This window comes from Pseudomonas sp. LBUM1647, from assembly GCF_059716175.1.
Genome location: NZ_CP166809.1, coordinates 6,547,271 through 6,565,274, shown reverse-complemented (window position 1 = coordinate 6,565,274; position 18,004 = coordinate 6,547,271). Strand labels below are relative to the sequence as shown.

The following is an 18,004-nucleotide window of genomic DNA, read 5'->3' as shown; positions in this document are numbered from 1 at the left end:
GCATGGAAATGCGCGCAGATCTGCTGATTGTCGGGGCCGGAATGGTCGGCAGCGCCCTGGCGCTGGCGTTGCAGGACAGCGGGCTGGAAGTCCTGCTGCTGGACGGCAGCCCCATGAGCGTCAAACCCTTCGATGCTCAGGCTTCGTTCGAGCCGCGAGTGAGCGCCTTGTCGACTGCCAGTCAGCGGATTCTTGAACGTCTGGGCGTCTGGGACGGCATCGCCAATCGGCGCAGCAGCCCTTACACCGACATGCACGTTTGGGACGGCAGCGGCACGGGGAACATCCATTTTTCGGCGACCAGTGTGCATGCCGACGTGCTGGGGCATATCGTCGAGAACCGCGTGGTTCAGGACGCCTTGCTCGACCGTTTGCACGACTGCGACCTCGGAATGTTGGCCAACGCGCGCCTGGAGCAAATGCGTCGTTCCGGCGATGACTGGCTGCTGACCCTGGCCGATGGCCGCACCTTGCGCGCACCTTTGGTGATCGCAGCGGATGGCGCTAATTCCGCCGTTCGGCGTCTGACCGGCATGGCGACGCGCGAGTGGGACTACATGCACCACGCGATTGTCACCAGCGTGCGCAGCGCCAAACCTCATCAACTGACCGCGTGGCAGCGCTTCACCGACAACGGTCCGCTGGCGTTTTTGCCGCTGGAGCGTGACGGTCAGCAGGATTGGTGTTCGATCGTCTGGTCGACCACCCCGAGTGAAGCCGAACGTCTGATGGCGCTGGATGACGACGGTTTCTGCAAAGAGCTGGAGCGGGCCTTCGAAGGCCGATTCGGTAAGGTGCTCAGCGCCGATCCGCGTCTGTGCGTACCGCTGCGGCAGCGTCATGCCAAGCGTTATGTGGCTGAAGGTTTGGCGTTGATCGGTGATGCGGCGCACACCATTCACCCATTGGCCGGGCAGGGCGTGAACCTTGGTTTTCTCGATGCCGCCGTGCTGGCCGAAGTGCTGTTGCAAGCGGCCACGCGTGGCGAGCGTCTGGCGGATGTGAAAGTGCTCAGCCGTTACGAACGTCGGCGCATGCCCCACAACCTGGCGTTGATGGCGGCAATGGAAGGCTTCGAGCGCCTGTTCCAGGCTGATCCGTTGCCGGTGCGCTGGTTGCGCAATGCCGGGTTGAAGATGGTCGACCAGATGCCCGAAGCCAAGGCGCTGTTCGTGCGGGAGGCGCTGGGGTTGATCGGGGATCTGCCGGCACTCGCCAAGGCCTGAAGTGGGCACAGTCCTGTGGTGAGGGGATTTATCCCCGTTCGGCTGCGCAGCAGTCGTTTACCAACGCACAGGTGTGTCTGACTTTCCTCGACTGCAGTTATAGGGTCGCTTCGCAACCCAGCGGGGATAAATCCCCTCGCCACAGGTAAGCACTCTGGCTATGCAACATCTGGTAACGCCTCCGCAAACTGTTCGATTGAGAACGTAAATGTGAGTCCATATCATTTGGCCTTACTTTTTCAATCGAGAGATCGCTCCCATGTTGGTACCGAAGCGTCTACTGACCGCGCTCGCCCTGACCCTGATTGGCAGCACTGCTGCCCAGGCCGCTGACGAGGTGGTGGTTTACTCCTCGCGTATCGACGAGCTGATCAAACCGGTCTTCGATGCCTACACCGCGAAAACCGGCGTGCAGGTGAAGTTCATCACCGACAAGGAAGCGCCGCTGATGCAGCGGATCAAGGCCGAGGGCGAGAACGCCACCGCGGATCTGCTGCTGACCGTCGATGCCGGCAACCTCTGGCAGGCCGAGCAAATGGGCATCCTGCAACCGTTCACCTCCAAGGTGATCGACGCCAACATCCCGCTGCAATACCGCTCATCTGCCCATGCCTGGACCGGTCTAAGCCTGCGGGCGCGGACCATCGCTTACTCCACCGATCGGGTGAACCCCGGTGAGTTGACCACCTACGAAGGTCTGGCCGACAAGAACTGGGAAGGCCGCCTGTGCCTGCGCACGGCGAAGAAGGTCTACAACCAGTCCCTGACCGCCACCATGATCGAAGTCCATGGCGCCGACAAAACCGAGAAGATTCTCAAGGGCTGGGTGAATAACCTGTCCACCGATGTGTTCTCGGATGACATCGCGGTGCTGGAGGCCATCAACGCGGGTCAATGCGACGTCGGTATCGTCAACACGTACTACTACGGTCGTCTGCACAAGCAGAAGCCTGATCTGGCGGTGAAGCTGTTCTGGCCGAACCAGGGCGACCGTGGCGTGCACGTGAACCTGTCGGGCATCGGCCTGACCAAACACGCCCCGCACCCGGAAGCGGCCAAGGCCTTGGTGGAATGGATGACCACACCTGAAGCGCAGAAGATCTTTGCTGACGTGAACCAGGAATTCCCGGCCAACCCTGCGGTTCAGCCTTCTGCAGAAGTGGCGAGCTGGGGCAAGTTTGTGGCTGATACCTTGCCTGTGGAAATTGCCGGCAAGCGTCAGGCTGAAGCGATTCGCATGATGGATCGGGCGGGTTGGAACTGAGTCCAGCGCGTTAAAGATCAAAAGATCGCAGCCTCGTTTCACTCGACAGCTCCTACATTGGGATGGCGTACCCATGTAGGAGCTGTCGAGTGAAACGAGGCTGCGATCTTTTTGCATTTTTCCTAAACTTCACGATTGATCCGCGAGAGACCTTCCTTGGCCCACCCCGCCCAACGCCGCTGGTATCCCCTGGTCTTCGCCATCGCTGCGCTGGTCCTGCTGCCACTTAGCGTTTTGCTGTTGTCATGGCAAACCATCGATCATCAAATCTGGTCCCACCTCTGGGATACCCAGATGCCGCGCCTGCTGGGCAATACCCTGACCCTGGTGCTCGGCGTCGGTATTGGCGTGACGCTCTTGGGTGTGAGCCTGGCCTGGCTCACCAGCCTCTGCGAATTCCCCGGTCGGCGTTGGCTGGACTGGGCGCTGATGCTGCCATTCGCCATTCCCGCTTACGTGCTGGCATTCGTCTTCGTCGGCCTGTTGGATTTCGCCGGCCCCGTGCAAACCCTGTTGCGCGAATGGTTCGGCACGGGCTTGAGGTTGCCGCGCGTGCGCTCCACTGGCGGCGTGATTCTGGTCCTTGTGCTGGTTTTTTATCCCTACGTTTACTTGTTGGCGCGAACCGCGTTCCTGGCTCAGGGCAAAGGCTTGATGGAAGCGGCGCGAGTCCTGGGGCAATCCCCGTGGCAAGCGTTCTGGCGAGTCGCGTTGCCCATGGCGCGCCCGGCCATCGGCGCTGGCGTGGCGCTTGCGCTGATGGAAACCCTGGCGGATTTCGGTGCGGTATCGGTGTTCAACTTCGACACGTTCACGACCGCCATCTACAAGACCTGGTACGGATTTTTCAGCCTCTCTACCGCCGCGCAACTGGCGAGCCTGTTGCTGCTGGTGGTGATGGTCGTGCTGTACGGCGAACGCCGTGCTCGCGGGGCCAACCGGGCGAGCAACGAACGACCACGGGTCAAGGCGCTGTATCACCTGCGCGGTTTCAAGGCGCTGGCGGCCATGAGTTGGTGCGGTCTGGTGTTCGCCTGCGCTTTCGTCATTCCAGTGCTTCAACTGGTGGTGTGGTTCTGGCAACGCGGGCGCTTCGACCTGGATGAGCGTTACGCGGGGCTGATCGTCCATACGTTGTACCTGGGCGGCATGGCGGCGCTGATCACCGTCAGTGTTGCTTTAGTGCTGGCGTTTGCCCGGCGCCAGGCCCCGACCCGAGCGATCCGCTCCGGCATCAGCCTGGCCAACCTCGGCTACGCCTTGCCGGGTTCGGTGCTGGCGGTGTCGATCATGCTGGCGTTCAGTTACCTGGACCGCGAACTGGTGATCCCGTTATCGGGTTGGTTGGGCGGCGCCGGCAGGCCATTGTTGCTGGGCAGCCTCTCGGCGTTGTTGCTGGCTTATCTGGTGCGTTTCATCGCGGTGGCTTATGGGCCGCTAGAAAGCAGTCTGGCGCGAATACGGCCATCTTTGCCCGAAGCGGCACGTAGCCTTGGCGTCAGTGGGCCACGACTGTTTTTCAAAGTGTATCTGCCGTTATTGCTGCCAGGAACGTTGAGCGCTGCGTTACTGGTGTTCGTCGATGTGCTCAAGGAAATGCCCGCGACCCTTCTGATGCGCCCGTTTGGCTGGGATACGCTGGCGGTACGGATCTTCGAAATGACCAGCGAAGGCGAGTGGGCGAGGGCCTCTTTGCCGGCCTTGACCCTGGTTTTGGTCGGCCTGCTACCGGTTATCGGATTGATTCGACGTTCAGCGCATCGAAACGCCTAGGTGCCAGTCCTACACCTTGAGGCTACAATGCGCGGCATTCGGTGCGGTCCGTCCTACGGACCAGGTAGCTGAAATCGGCTGAAAGCCTTCTATTTCAAGGCTTTCACCCCGTGCAGCACCGGCCCGCACCTTCGCCACGCCCGGAAGGAGAAACCCATGGGACTGCGCACGCCTCTGTATGACCTTCATCTCGCCCTCGGCGCGAAGATGGTCGATTTTGGCGGTTGGGATATGCCTTTGCATTACGGCTCGCAGGTCGAGGAACACCATCAGGTGCGCCGCGATTGCGGGGTTTTCGATGTATCCCACATGACCGTGATCGATGTCAGCGGCCCTCAGGCCAAGGCCTGGCTCCAGCATTTGCTGGCCAATGACGTCGAACGTCTGCACAGCCCTGGCCGTGCCTTGTACAGCACCATGCTCAACGAGCGCGGCGGCATCGTCGACGACATGATCGTCTACCGTCTCGACGACGGCTATCGTTTGGTGGTTAACGCCTCCACCCGTAATCAGGACCTTGCCTGGATGCAGGCCCATATCGATGGTTTCGATGTGCGGCTCAACGAGCGCTCCGAGCTGGCGATGCTGGCCATTCAAGGTCCTCAGGCCCGGCACAAAATCTCCGAACTGGTGACCCAGTCCCGCGGCAACCTGATTCAGATGCTCAAGCCCTTCGAAGGCCAGGCCGATGGTGACTGGTTCATCGCGCGCACGGGTTACACCGGCGAAGATGGCCTGGAAATCGTTCTGCCGGCCAATCAAGCACCAGGATTCTTCAACGATCTGGTGGGCGCGGGCATCTCGCCGATCGGCCTCGGGGCGCGCGATACTCTGCGGGTTGAAGCCGGCATGAACCTCTACGGTCAGGACATTCATCAAGACGTTTCACCGCTGGCCTCCAACATGGCCTGGAGCATTGCCTGGGAACCGGCCACTCGCCAGTTCATCGGTCGCAGCGCTCTAGAAGCGGAACGGGCGGGTGGCGTGCAGCACAAACTGGTCGGTCTGGTCCTTGAAGAGCGTGGGGTTTTGCGCGCTCATCAAGTGGTCCGTATCGCCAATGTTGGCGAAGGGGAGATCACCAGTGGTAGTTTCTCTCCTACGCTTAGCAAGTCGATAGCACTGGCGCGCGTGCCGATGGCGACAGCCGACCGCGCAGAAGTGGAAATCCGTGGCAAGTGGTACCCGGTCCGAGTGGTCAAACCGACCTTCGTACGCCATGGCAAAACCTTGATCTAACCTTTTCTGGCGGGCAACGACCGCTGACAATTCTCTTGAGGACACAGAACATGAGCGATATTCCTGCCGACCTGCGTTTTGCCGAAAGTCACGAGTGGGCCCGTCTCGAAGCCGATGGCAGCGTCACCGTGGGCATCAGCGATCACGCTCAGGAAGCCTTGGGCGACGTGGTGTTCGTTGAGCTGACCGAAGTCGGAACAGTCTTTGCTGCCGGTGATCAATCCGGTGTGGTGGAGTCGGTTAAAGCCGCTTCGGACATCTACTCCCCGGTTGCCGGTGAAGTGATTGCCATCAACGAAGAACTGAGCGCTAACCCTGAGTTGCTCAACTCCGACCCGTACGGTGCCTGGATCTTCAAGCTCAAGCCAAGCAACGCTGGCGATCTGGACAAGCTGCTCGATGCAGCTGGCTACAAGGCCGCCATCGGCGAGTAAGCGATCCGCGTCACCCCCAAAGCCCCGACCTGTCGGGGCTTTTTTATTCCTTGCAGATCAGGGATCAAAAGATCGCAGCCTCGTTTCACTCGACAGCTCCTACAGGGATCGCATTCCAATGTAGGAGCTGTCGAGTGAAACGAGGCTGCGATCTTTTGATGTTCAAGGGCACTGCGACATCGACTGCTATGCTGGTTTGACCGTGTTGCATCGACGTTGAGCGCCAGTCAAGAGAGAGCCCGTCATGTCCCAGTTGCCGTCCTTGAGCCAGTTACGCGACCCCAATGCCTTTCTTCGCCGCCACCTCGGGCCCGATGCCGCCGAACAACAGGCGATGCTCGACAGCCTCGGCCTCGGCAGCCGGGTCGAGTTGATCGAGCAGACGGTGCCGCCGGGAATCCGCCTGAACAGGCCGCTCGACCTGCCACCCGCGCTCGACGAAGAAGCCGCGCTGGCCAAACTGCGCGGTTACGCCGAGCAAAACCAGGTCTGGACCAGCCTGATCGGCATGGGCTACCACGGCACCCTCACACCGACCGTTATTGTGCGCAACGTGCTGGAAAATCCCGGTTGGTACACCGCGTACACGCCGTATCAACCAGAGATCGCCCAAGGGCGGCTCGAAGCGCTGCTGAACTTCCAGCAATTGACCATCGACCTCACGGGCCTGGAACTGGCCAACGCCTCGCTGCTGGACGAAGCCACGGCGGCGGCGGAAGCCATGGCACTGGCCAAGCGTGTCGCCAAGTCCAGAAGCAATCTGTTCTTCGTCGACGAAAACTGTCATCCGCAGACCATTTCCGTGGTGCAGACCCGGGCAGAAGGGTTCGGCTTCGAGCTGATCATCGACTCTGTGGATAACTTGAAACAGCACCAAGTGTTCGGCGCGCTCCTGCAATATCCCGATACCCACGGCGAAATCCGCGATCTTCGTCCATTGATCGATCATCTGCATGCGCAGCAAGCCTTGGCGTGTGTCGCAACTGACCTGCTGAGTCTGTTGTTACTGACGCCGCCGGGGGAGTTGGGCGCCGACGTGGTGTTCGGTTCCTCTCAGCGTTTCGGCGTGCCCATGGGTTATGGCGGCCCTCACGCAGCGTTTTTTGCCAGTCGCGATGAGTACAAACGGGCGATTCCCGGGCGGATCATCGGCGTGTCGAAAGATGCTCGCGGCAACGTCGCCCTGCGCATGGCCCTGCAAACCCGCGAGCAACATATCCGGCGGGAGAAAGCCAACTCGAACATTTGCACCGCGCAGGTGCTGCTGGCCAACATTGCCAGTTTCTATGCGGTCTACCACGGTCCGGAAGGGCTGAAACGCATTGCCCAGCGCGTCCATCGGCTGACTAGCATCCTCGCCGCTGGCCTGGAACGCCACGGCATCACCCGCCTCAACACACACTTTTTCGACACGCTGACGCTGGAAGTCGGTGGTACTCAGACGGCAATCATCGAAAGTGCCCAGGCTGCACAGATCAATTTGCGCATTCTCGGGCGTGGGCAGTTGGGGCTGAGCCTCGACGAAACCTCTGACGAATCCACCGTCGCGAAGTTGTTTGATGTGTTCCTCGGTGCCGATCATGGGCTCAACGTCAACGAACTGGATGCTGAAACCCTTGCTTCCGGCATTCCCGCAGGTCTGCTGCGTACCTCGCCTTATCTGCGCCACCCGGTGTTCAGCGCCCATCACAGCGAAACCGAGATGCTGCGCTACCTCAAGCAACTGGAGAACAAGGACCTGGCGCTCAATCAATCGATGATCCCGCTGGGCTCCTGCACCATGAAGCTCAACGCCACCAGCGAGATGATCCCGATCACGTGGCCGCAGTTCGCCAACCTGCACCCGTTTGTGCCGAAAGAGCAGGCGGTCGGTTATTCGCTGATGATCGAAGAACTGGAGCGCTGGCTTTGCGCGATCACCGGTTTCGACGCGATCTGCATGCAACCCAACTCCGGCGCCCAAGGCGAGTACGCCGGGTTGCTGGCGATCCGCAAATATCACGAGAGTCGTCATGAGGGTGCGCGGGATATTTGCCTGATCCCGTCTTCGGCCCACGGCACCAACCCGGCTTCGGCGCAGATGGCCGGCATGCGTGTGGTGATTGTCGAATGCGACGAGGCGGGCAACGTTGATCTGGATGACCTCAAAGGCAAGGCCGCAGAGGCCGGAGACAAACTCGCCTGCCTGATGGCGACGTATCCTTCGACCCACGGCGTGTACGAGGAAGGCATCAGCGAAATCTGCGAAGTTATTCACAGCCACGGCGGCCAGGTGTACATGGATGGCGCCAACCTCAACGCTCAGGTCGGACTGGCGCGCCCGGCGGACATTGGCGCCGACGTGTCCCACATGAACCTGCACAAGACTTTCTGCATTCCCCATGGTGGCGGCGGGCCGGGCATGGGGCCGATTGGTGTGCGGGCGCATCTGGCGCCGTTCGTTGCCAACCATCCGGTGGTGCCGATCGACGGGCCACTGGCGCAAAACGGCGCAGTCAGCGCGGCGCCCTGGGGTAGCGCGAGCATCCTGCCGATCAGCTGGATGTACATTGCGATGATGGGGCCGCAGCTGGCGGATGCCAGTGAGGTGGCGATCCTCGCCGCAAATTACCTGGCGCAGCACTTGTCCGGGGCGTTTCCGGTGCTTTACACCGGGCGCAACGAGCGGGTGGCTCACGAATGCATTCTTGACCTGCGGCCACTCAAGGCGCTGACCGGGATCAGCGAGGAGGACGTCGCCAAGCGGCTGATGGACTATGGCTTCCATGCGCCGACCATGTCGTTTCCGGTGCCGGGGACGTTGATGGTTGAACCGACCGAAAGTGAGTCGAAGGCAGAGCTGGACCGGTTTATCGGGGCGATGCTGAGTATCCGTGCAGAAATCACCGAGGTGCAAAACGGCAACTGGCCGGCCGATGACAACCCGCTGAAACGTTCGCCGCATACCCTGGCGGATATCACCGGGGTTTGGGAGCGGTCCTACAGCATCGAGCAGGCGGTGACGCCGGATGCTCACACGAAGGCGCATAAGTACTGGCCGGTGGTGAACCGTGTCGATAACGTTTACGGCGATCGGAACCTGTTTTGCGCTTGCGTCCCGGTGGATGATTACCGTTGAGGAAGATCAAAAGATCGCAGCCTTTGGCAGCTCCTACAGAGTCCGTGTCGTACACACAATCAAGGTAGGAGCTGCCGAAGGCTGCGATCTTTGCTTTTCAGCGGGCAAAAAAATGCCGCTCCTGGGAGCGGCATTTTTTGTTCAGCAGTAAATCTTATTCCGAAGCGACGGCGTTCTTCGCCAGGATCGCGTTCGCCAGTTCCATGTCCGTGGCCTGCAGGCCAGGGTTGTCGGCGCGGACTTTCTGCATCGCGGCCTCCAGGTATGGGCCGCGAATGCCGCCGTCACTGGCGACAAAGCTGCCGGCATCGTCTTGGGCGGCGATGATCAGCTTGTGATCCTTGAAGGTCAGGTAGGTCGAGCCGGTGGTCGCACCGGACGAGATGACGTTACGCCAAAAGCTATCGGCCATCGCCGAACCGACAGGAAGGGACAACAAGGCGATGGTAGCGACAGCAAGTTTGAGACGCATATTGGGTGACTCCACTGGGTTAACTACGGCGTTGGATTACCAATCCTCCAATCGAGTTCCATCACGGCCCCGCCTACTTTTGTTCGCTCTGCGGCGTTACTCGCAGCACCTCCTCGATCGTCGTTAAACCTGCCGCCACTTTCTGTGCCCCTGACAAGCGCAAACTGCGCATGCCTTCCTTGAAGGCCTGACGCCGCACGGCCAGCAAATCGGTGTCGGGGTTGATCAGCGCTTTGACGCCGTCCGTCAGCTGCATGATTTCGTAGACCCCGGCGCGGCCGCGGTAACCGGTATCGCGGCATTCCAGGCAACCGATGGCGCGATGTGCGTTGTTCGGCAACGGTGCCTGCCAGGGCCGGGTCAAGGTTTGCCAGTCTTCTTCACCCAGGGTCAGCGGCGCCTTGCAATGCGGGCACAAGGTGCGGACCAGGCGCTGGGCCATGACGCCAAGCACCGTGGCTTTGATCAGGTAATGCGGCACGCCCAGCTCTAGCAAGCGGCTGATCGCGCTCGGCGCATCGTTGGTGTGCAGCGTCGACAGCACCAAGTGGCCAGTGAGCGCAGCCTGGATCGCCATTTCAGCGGTTTCCAGATCACGGATCTCACCGATCATGATGATGTCCGGATCCTGCCGCATCAGCGCGCGCACACCGGCGGCGAAAGTCAGGTCAATGTTGTGCTGGACCTGCATCTGATTGAAGGCTGGCTCGACCATTTCGATCGGGTCTTCGATGGTGCAGAGGTTGACCTCCGGCGTCGCCAGTTTCTTCAGGGTGGTGTACAGCGTGGTGGTCTTGCCGGAACCGGTCGGGCCGGTGACCAGGATGATGCCGTTGGGCTGGCTCGTCATGTCCTGCCAGCGACGCAAGTCTTCGGCGGAGAAACCCAGCTGATCAAAGTCCTTGAGCAGTACCTCCGGGTCGAAGATCCGCATGACCATTTTTTCGCCGAATGCGGTAGGCAATGTCGACAGCCGCAGCTCGACTTCGCCACCGTCCGGGGTTTTGGTCTTGACCCGGCCGTCCTGGGGTTTGCGTTTTTCCGCGACGTTCATCCGCCCGAGGCTTTTCAGGCGGCTGACGATGGCCATGGTCACTTGCGGCGGGAATTGATAGACGTTGTGCAGCACGCCGTCGATGCGAAAACGCACCGTGCCTTGTTCGCGCCGGGGTTCGATGTGGATATCGCTGGCGCGTTGCTGGAACGCGTACTGGAACAACCAGTCGACGATGTTGACGATGTGCGCGTCGTTGGCGTCCGGCTCCTGGTCGCTGGCGCCGAGATTGAGCAACTGTTCGAAGTTGCCCATTGTGTTCATCTGCTGATCGGCGTTGGTCGCGCCGCTGACCGATTTGGCCAGGCGGAAAAACTCCACGCTGAAGCGCTGGATGTCCACCGGGTTGGCCACCACACGCTTGATCGGCAGCTTCAGCACATGGGTCAGGTCGGCTTCCCAGCCGGTGACGTAGGGCTGGGCGCTGGCCACGGTCACCGAGTCGCGGTCGATGGACACGGCGAGGATCTTGTGACGCTGGGCGAAGGCGTAGGACATCAGTGGCGTAATCGCCGCCACGTTGATTTTCAGCGGGTCGATACGCAAGTAAGGTTGGCCGGCCTGCTGTGACAGCCAAAGCGTCAGGCTTTCCAGGTCGAGGTGTTTGCCGGGACGGCTGAGGTCGTCCAGGTGTTGGCTGGCGATGAATTCCAGCGGGTGCATCTGGCCATTGGCAGCGTGACGGCGTCGAGCATTGAGCGCGTGTTCGGCCGAGTCCTGGCTGATAAAGCCTTGGGCGACCAGTTCACGCAGCAAATCATTGAGATCCAGCCAGCGGTCCTGAATGGCAAGTTGAACGGACATGCGGGCTCCTCATGAACAACAGTTCGCAAAGGATAGTCGCGGACCCGCAGACCGTTGGGCCACTACCCGACGAAGCCGTGTCGAGTTTTTTCAGCCCGCCGCCTGAGCCGGCTCATCCCACGCGCAATCAGCTGCTTGCAGCTCAACCGAACAGACGCTGATCAGGTTACGTAATTTTTCCGTGATCACTTGGGCGCGGTGCCAGCTCAGGCCGTCTATCACGATGTCGATCGACAGCAGATCGTCCATCCGCTGCACGTTGACCTGTTGCGGCGTCAGAAACTGCAAAGCGAACAGGTTGAGCACCCGGCACAGCAGGTCCGGTTCGGCTTCGGCCAGCAATTGATAGTGGACGCGGCAATGGGCATTGCTGACGTTCCAGACATCGGCGCGGGTGTGCGGGGTGTTCACGGCTTCTAGATGCGGCATGGTCGGTCTCCAAAATCACTGGAGGAATTTTTACATTCGGTGCGGGGCATTTCTTATCTATGATTGGGCCAATTGGCGATTATTTGAATTGCTTGATTCGGCAAGTTATCAATCGAAGGTTTTTTTATGCATAGCGAGCTGGATGGCTACGACCGCAAGATTCTGGCGTTGCTGCAAGAGGACGCTTCGCTTTCCAGTGCGCAGATTGCGGAGCAGGTGGGGCTGTCGCAGTCGCCGTGCTGGCGGCGGATTCAGCGGATGAAGGAGGAGGGGGTCATTCGCGGGCAGGTGACCTTGCTCGACCGGAAGAAAATCGGTCTGAACACGCAGATCTTCGCCGAAATCAAACTCAACGCTCACGGGCGTTCGAACTTCACCGAATTCACCGAGGCGATTCGCGGTTTTCCCGAAGTGCTGGAATGTTATGTGCTGATGGGGTCGGTGGATTTCTTGCTGCGGATTGTGACGGCGGACATCGAGGCGTATGAGCTCTTCTTCTTCGAGAAGCTGTCTATGGTGCCGGGGATCCAGGAGGTGAACTCGATCGTGGCGTTGTCGGAAATTAAGTCCACGACGAGTTTGCCGGTGTTGCGGTAAAGCAAAAGATCGCAGCCTGCGGCAGCTCCTACAAGGGAATGCGTACACCTGTAGGAGCTGCCGAAGGCTGAGATCTTTTAGCGGTGTCACATACGCAGCAGCATCTTCCAGGCACGATTCTGATACACCGCAATCGCCTGCTGCTTACGTGCATCCAGCGATTCATCGGTGATCGGCTCGTTGGCCAATTGAGCAAGCTGTTTCAGCTCACCGTACAAGCGATCCATTTCCGGGATGTCCAACACGCTGCGGGCGTGGTGCAGCCAGGCCTGGATGCGCTCGATGCGCGGCAGTTGCTCGGCCAGGTCTTCCGGCTGTTGCTGATAACGCTGCAATTGCAGGGAGGTCGCTTCTTCACCCAGCAAACGCGGCAGCCAGCTGCCCAGTTGCGCAGCGCCCTGGCGATTGCCGCGGACGTTGCGATCGGCAGCCCAGGTGCGGGCCAGCAACCAGCGCGAAGTGTTCAGCGAGAACAAGCCCCAACGCGGATCTTCCAGTTCTTCGAGGAACTGCTCCGGCGCGGCTTTGCGCACGTCTTCGTCGTCGACACCGGCTTGCACCAGTGGGCGCCAGTCTTCCAGCAAGGCATCCAGCGCAACCCGCAGATCGTGCGTCGACTGACGCGGCGCGGCTTGGCCCAGGCTGCTCAGCAACGCGCGCAATTCAGCCAGGTTTTCGACCCAGTCCTGCAACAGGCGCCAGTGGCCATTGAAGCGATACTGCTCGGCCAGGCGTTGGCTGCTGCTCAGCAAGTGCCAGCTCAACGCGGCGAAAGCGTCGTCCAGCGGCGTTTCCGCGGTGATCTGCGGCGCCGGCAAGCTCAACGAATAGCTGTTGGCGTCGTACAAGCGATAGCCGCGCTCGGCCTTGCTGATGTCACATGGCATCAGGGCCAGGGTCGCGGCCAGTTCGGCGGCCAGCTCCAGCAGAGCGGCCGGCTCGCCTTCGCGCAGCTCCAGCTCCAGCTCGCAGATTTCTTCTTTCTGCTTGCCCACGATCACGTGACCCAGATCCAGTGCGGCTTCGATCACCACTTTGGTCTTGCCACGACCCCAGGCGATTTCCGCGCGTTCGCGGACGAAATCGGTGGTGAAGATCGGCTTCAGGGTTTTCTTGTCCAGCTCGGCCAACTCTTCAGGCCAGCATTCGCCGTCGAGTTTCTTCACGTCGAGCTTGGCTTTGGGCAGGTTCCAGTCGTATTCGTTACGCTCGGACAAACCGGCGACGCTCTGGCCGCGGGTCTTGAGGGTCTGAATCACTTCTTCGCCATCGCGGCGCAGGCGCAGGGCAACCTTGGCGCGGGCCAGGTCGCGCTCAGGCGTGTCGAAGTACTGGTTCATCAACTCACGGCGTTCCCAGCCACTTTTGTTGCGTTTTTTCAGGAGCGGGTGCTCGCGCAGGGCAGCGAGGGTTTCTCGGCTGACGCGGAGTTTGATTTCGGTTTCTTTCTGCATGGCCGGAAAATCCAGGATCGGGAGCGCAGCCGGGGGAATGTGTGGCTGCCAAGGTCGTGCAGTGTACAGGACTCATCCGAGATAGGGTCTGTTGACGCTTGGTGACGGCCGCGACGGCCCCCCCTTGGCGCAGGGCTGCGTTGCTCGGAACTCATTTGGGACAACCAAACCACGTTCCTCGCGCCTTGCCCTGCACCAAGGGGACTCCGTCTCGGCTCGTCACCAAGCGTCAACAGACCCTACCCGCGCCGCGGCGGTTTATTCCTGTCACCGGATGGTTCTATGATGGACTTCAACTCGGGAGTTGGAGTCAGCGATGCCTTTGCCGTCCATGAAAGATCAGTTCGCTGCGCTGATCGCCGCACCGTCCGTCAGCTGTACGCAGGCCCGCCTCGATCAATCCAACCGTCCGGTGATTGATTTGCTGGCGACGTGGCTCGGCGATCTGGGTTTTGCCTGCGACATCCAGCAGGTCAGCCCCGGCAAATTCAATCTGCTGGCCAGTTTCGGTTCCGGCCCCGGTGGCTTGGTGCTGGCCGGTCACAGTGACACGGTGCCGTTCGATGGCGCGCTGTGGCAGACCGATCCGCTGAAGCTGACCGAAGTCGACGGCCGTTGGGTCGGGCTGGGCAGTTGCGACATGAAGGGCTTTTTCGCGCTGGCCATCGAAGCCGTCATACCTCTGCTCGATCAGCCGTTCAAGCAACCGCTGCTGATCCTCGCCACCTGCGATGAAGAAAGCTCGATGTCCGGCGCTCGCGCCCTGGCCGAAGCCGGGCGTCCGCTCGGTCGCGCGGCGGTGATCGGCGAGCCGACCGGGCTGAAGCCGATCCGCATGCACAAAGGCATCATGATGGAGCGCATCGACATCCTCGGCCAGAGCGGCCACTCCTCGGATCCGCGCCTCGGCCACAGCGCCCTCGAAGCCATGCACGATGCCATCGGTGAACTGCGTGGTTTGCGGTTGGCGTGGCAGCGTGAATTCCGTAATCCACAGTTCAGCGTGCCGACGCCGACCCTGAATTTCGGCTGCATCCATGGTGGCGATAACCCCAACCGCATTTGCGGCCAGTGTTCGCTGGAGTTTGATCTGCGCCCGTTGCCAGGCATGGACCCCAATGCCCTGCGCGCGGAGATTCTGCAGAAGCTCAAGCCCATTGCCGAGTGGCATCAGGTGAAGATCGATTACGCGCCGTTGTTCCCCGAAGTACCGCCCTTCGAGCAGGCCGAGGACTCTGAATTGGTCCGAGTCGCTGAAAAGCTCACCGGGCATCTCGCCGAAGCAGTGGCGTTCGGCACCGAAGCGCCTTATCTTCAGCGTCTTGGCTGCGAAACACTGGTGCTCGGCCCTGGCGACATCGCCTGTGCGCACCAACCGGGGGAATACCTCGAAATGTCACGTTTGCAGCCTACGGTGCATCTATTACGTCAACTGATTGAACATTACTGCCTGACACCGGCCAAAACGCCAATGCCAGAGTAGGAGCTGCCGAAGGCTGCGATCTTTTGATCTTGCGTCTAAAAACAAAGATCAAAAGATCGCAGCCTTCGGCAGCTCCTACAGGGAGCGCGTATAAATTGCCAATGTCCCAACTCGTATTCATGAGGAGAGCGCGCGTGTCGCCAAGCCTGTTCCGACGATAACCATCAGCCCGCTGTGCGTTTTCAGTTTCGCCCATTTTTTGGCTGCTATTTATTACAGGCCCAGGTTCATGCCCGAATACGTTAATTGGCTTCGTCACGCTTCGCCTTACATCAACGCCCACCGCGATTGCACCTTCGTTGTCATGCTGCCCGGTGACGGCGTGGAGCACCCGAACTTCGGCAATATCGTCCACGACCTGGTGCTGTTGCACAGCCTCGGCGTGCGACTGGTGCTGGTTCACGGCTCCCGTCCACAAATTGAAACCCGCCTGGCTGCACGCGGCCTGACCCCGCATTACCACCACGGGATGCGCATTACCGACGCCGCAACGCTGGAGTGTGTGATCGATGCGGTGGGCCAGCTGCGTATCGCCATCGAAGCGCGGTTGTCCATGGACATGGCTTCATCGCCGATGCAGGGCTCGCGTCTGCGGGTGGCCAGCGGCAACCTGGTGACGGCGCGGCCGATCGGCGTGCTGGAGGGTGTCGACTATCACCACACCGGCGAAGTGCGTCGGGTCGACCGCAAGGGCATCAATCGCCTGCTGGATGAGCGCTCCATCGTGCTGCTGTCGCCGCTGGGTTACTCGCCGACCGGTGAGATTTTCAACCTCGCCTGCGAAGACGTCGCCACCCGCGCGGCCATCGATCTGGGGGCGGACAAGCTGCTGTTGTTCGGCGCCGACCTGGGTTTGATCGATGAAAACGGTCGTCTGGTTCGTGAGTTGCGTCCGCAACAAGTGCCGGCGCATCTGCAGCGCCTGGGCAGCAACTATCAAGCTGAGCTGTTGGATGCGGCCGCTGAGGCCTGCCGCGGCGGCGTGGCGCGCAGTCATATCGTCAGCTACGCCGAAAACGGCGCGCTGCTGACCGAACTGTTCACCCGTGACGGTGGCGGTACGCTGGTGGCCCAGGAGCAATTCGAGATTGTGCGCGAAGCGGCCATCGAAGACGTCGGTGGTTTGCTGGATTTGATCAGCCCGCTGGAAGAGCAGGGCATTCTGGTGCGGCGTTCCCGTGAGGTGCTGGAGCGTGAGATCGAGCAGTTCAGTGTGGTCGAACGCGAAGGCATGATCATCGCGTGTGCGGCGCTGTATCAGATTGCTGATTCGGATGCGGGGGAGTTGGCGTGTCTGGCGGTGAACCCGGAGTATCGCCATGGCGGTCGTGGTGATGAATTGCTGGAGCGCATCGAAACCCGCGCCCGGGCGCAGGGGTTGAAAACCTTGTTCGTACTGACGACCCGGACCGCTCACTGGTTTCGCGAGCGTGGTTTCGTGCCGAGCAGTGTTGAACGTCTGCCATCAGCGCGGGCGTCGCTGTACAACTATCAGCGTAATTCTAAGATCTTCGAAAAAACCTTGTAATCGCGGTGCCCCTGTAGGAGCTGCCGCAGGCTGCGATCTTTTGATCTTCCGGCGATAGAAAGATCGCTAAAAGTCAAAAGATCGCAGCCTGCGGCAGCTCCTACACGGATGTTGCGTTACTCCTGCACAAACTTCGCACTGACATAGGGCGAATAATCCGGCAGTACCGTTTCAACCTTCCCTTGTTCCTTCAAGAACTTTGCCGTCTCGCCAATCGCCTTGGCCGTGCCGCCTTCCAGCAGCGCGGTGGTCTGTTGGGCTTTAGCATCCGGGAACGTGGAACCGGCCAGCAACTCCGGTACATCAACGGCATTGGCACCGGTCAGTTTGGCGATTTTTTGCACCGGTACCGAGTCAGCGGTCCAGCTGTCTTTATGCGCGGCATAGTCGGCGAACGAGTCCAGCGTGACCTTGGCGAATTTGGCCACAACCTCTGGGTGTTTCTCGGCGTAATCCTTGCGCGCGACCCAGACCTCGAAGGTCGGAGCACCCCATTGGCCGACCTGTGCAGCGTCGGTCAGAGTCTTGCCGGTCTTGCGAATTTCCCCCAGCGCGGGTGACCAGACAAACGCCCCATCGATGTCACCACGCTTCCACGCCGCCGCGATTTCCGCCGGTTGCAAATTCACCACTTTGACTTTCGAGGCATCCAGGCCCCAGTGCTTCAACGCACCCAGCAAACTGTAGTGGGAGGTTGAAACGAAAGGTGTGGCGATGGTCTTGCCGATCAGATCTTCCGGTTTATCGATGCCGCTGCCATTACGCACCACCAGTGCTTCGGCGGCGTTGATCTGGGCGGAAACAATGAACGTAACGATCGGAAGATTGCGCGAAGCAGCGGCCGCCAGCGGACTTGAGCCGAGGTTGCCAATCTGCACATCGCCGGAAGCAATGGCCGTAACCACTTCCGGGCCGCTATTGAAACGACGCCAGTCAATTTTCTGGCCTATGGTTTTCTCGTACAGTCCGTCTGCCTGGGGGACTTTGCTGGGGTCGATGCCGGTTTGATAACCGATCGTGAGGTTCGCCGCGTGAGCGCTAAAAGATATTATTAGCGATACACAAACTGTAACAATTGGACCGGATAGTGCGCGTTTGGTCGTCATGGCGCTGCCTTTCGATAGGGATT

The 18,004-nt window shown here is 60.3% G+C and carries 14 protein-coding genes; 9 read left to right on the top strand and 5 right to left on the bottom strand.

What is annotated here, in order from left to right; translation table 11 throughout:
* Positions 1–8: 8 nt before the first annotated feature.
* The 6 genes from ACA059_RS30365 (at position 9) to gcvP (ending at position 9,054) form a co-directional block, all read left to right on the top strand.
* The gene (locus tag ACA059_RS30365) at positions 9–1,226 is read left to right on the top strand and encodes a 2-octaprenyl-3-methyl-6-methoxy-1,4-benzoquinol hydroxylase (RefSeq protein ID WP_497634750.1); all 1,218 of its coding nucleotides are present in this window, start codon (positions 9–11) and stop codon (positions 1,224–1,226) included.
* A gap of 259 nt (positions 1,227–1,485) precedes the next feature.
* Positions 1,486–2,490 (top strand): extracellular solute-binding protein, encoded by a 1,005-nt coding sequence (locus ACA059_RS30360; RefSeq protein ID WP_497632044.1) that lies wholly within the window; start codon positions 1,486–1,488, stop codon positions 2,488–2,490.
* 156 nt (positions 2,491–2,646) lie between these two features.
* Complete coding sequence (locus ACA059_RS30355; RefSeq protein WP_497632043.1) at positions 2,647–4,263, top strand: ABC transporter permease; 1,617 nt, start codon at positions 2,647–2,649, stop codon at positions 4,261–4,263.
* 156 nt (positions 4,264–4,419) lie between these two features.
* Positions 4,420–5,502: a glycine cleavage system aminomethyltransferase GcvT gene (gcvT, locus tag ACA059_RS30350; RefSeq protein ID WP_497632042.1), complete on the top strand. Its 1,083-nt coding sequence runs from the start codon at positions 4,420–4,422 to the stop codon at positions 5,500–5,502.
* Positions 5,503–5,552: 50 nt separating this feature from the next.
* Positions 5,553–5,936: a glycine cleavage system protein GcvH gene (gene gcvH / locus ACA059_RS30345; protein ID WP_074871817.1), complete on the top strand. Its 384-nt coding sequence runs from the start codon at positions 5,553–5,555 to the stop codon at positions 5,934–5,936.
* A 244-nt stretch (positions 5,937–6,180) separates the two neighbouring features.
* Positions 6,181–9,054: an aminomethyl-transferring glycine dehydrogenase gene (gcvP, locus tag ACA059_RS30340; protein ID WP_497632041.1), complete on the top strand. Its 2,874-nt coding sequence runs from the start codon at positions 6,181–6,183 to the stop codon at positions 9,052–9,054.
* Positions 9,055–9,208: 154 nt separating this feature from the next.
* Here gcvP and ACA059_RS30335 read toward each other — a convergent pair whose 3' ends face one another.
* The 3 genes from ACA059_RS30335 to ACA059_RS30325 form a co-directional block, all read right to left on the bottom strand.
* Positions 9,209–9,526: a DUF2388 domain-containing protein gene (locus ACA059_RS30335; RefSeq protein ID WP_134420813.1), complete on the bottom strand. Its 318-nt coding sequence runs from the start codon at positions 9,524–9,526 to the stop codon at positions 9,209–9,211.
* Positions 9,527–9,599: 73 nt separating this feature from the next.
* A complete protein-coding gene (tfpB, locus tag ACA059_RS30330; protein ID WP_497632040.1) occupies positions 9,600–11,384 on the bottom strand; it encodes a type IV pilus assembly ATPase TfpB in 1,785 nt (594 codons plus the stop codon).
* Between the two features lie 90 nt (positions 11,385–11,474).
* Positions 11,475–11,813, bottom strand: a complete 339-nt coding sequence (locus ACA059_RS30325) for an ACT-like domain-containing protein (protein WP_497632039.1) — start codon at positions 11,811–11,813, stop codon at positions 11,475–11,477.
* 126 nt (positions 11,814–11,939) lie between these two features.
* Between ACA059_RS30325 and ACA059_RS30320 the strand changes: the two genes are divergently transcribed.
* Positions 11,940–12,410: an Lrp/AsnC family transcriptional regulator gene (locus ACA059_RS30320; protein WP_497632038.1), complete on the top strand. Its 471-nt coding sequence runs from the start codon at positions 11,940–11,942 to the stop codon at positions 12,408–12,410.
* An 86-nt stretch (positions 12,411–12,496) separates the two neighbouring features.
* Here ACA059_RS30320 and ACA059_RS30315 read toward each other — a convergent pair whose 3' ends face one another.
* Entirely contained in the window at positions 12,497–13,864 is a 1,368-nt protein-coding gene (locus ACA059_RS30315; RefSeq protein ID WP_201184802.1) for a CYTH domain-containing protein, read from the bottom strand.
* A 316-nt stretch (positions 13,865–14,180) separates the two neighbouring features.
* On the opposite strand from ACA059_RS30315, the gene argE reads away from it, so the two are divergent.
* Both argE and argA read left to right on the top strand, forming a co-directional pair.
* Complete coding sequence (argE, locus tag ACA059_RS30310) at positions 14,181–15,347, top strand: acetylornithine deacetylase (RefSeq protein ID WP_497632037.1); 1,167 nt, start codon at positions 14,181–14,183, stop codon at positions 15,345–15,347.
* Between the two features lie 229 nt (positions 15,348–15,576).
* Positions 15,577–16,875 carry an amino-acid N-acetyltransferase gene (gene argA, locus ACA059_RS30305; RefSeq protein ID WP_008150423.1) on the top strand — a complete coding sequence of 433 codons (1,299 nt, stop codon included), beginning with the start codon at positions 15,577–15,579 and terminating at the stop codon, positions 16,873–16,875.
* Positions 16,876–16,991: 116 nt separating this feature from the next.
* Here argA and tauA read toward each other — a convergent pair whose 3' ends face one another.
* Positions 16,992–17,981: a taurine ABC transporter substrate-binding protein gene (tauA, locus tag ACA059_RS30300; protein ID WP_497632036.1), complete on the bottom strand. Its 990-nt coding sequence runs from the start codon at positions 17,979–17,981 to the stop codon at positions 16,992–16,994.
* Positions 17,982–18,004: the final 23 nt, after the last annotated feature.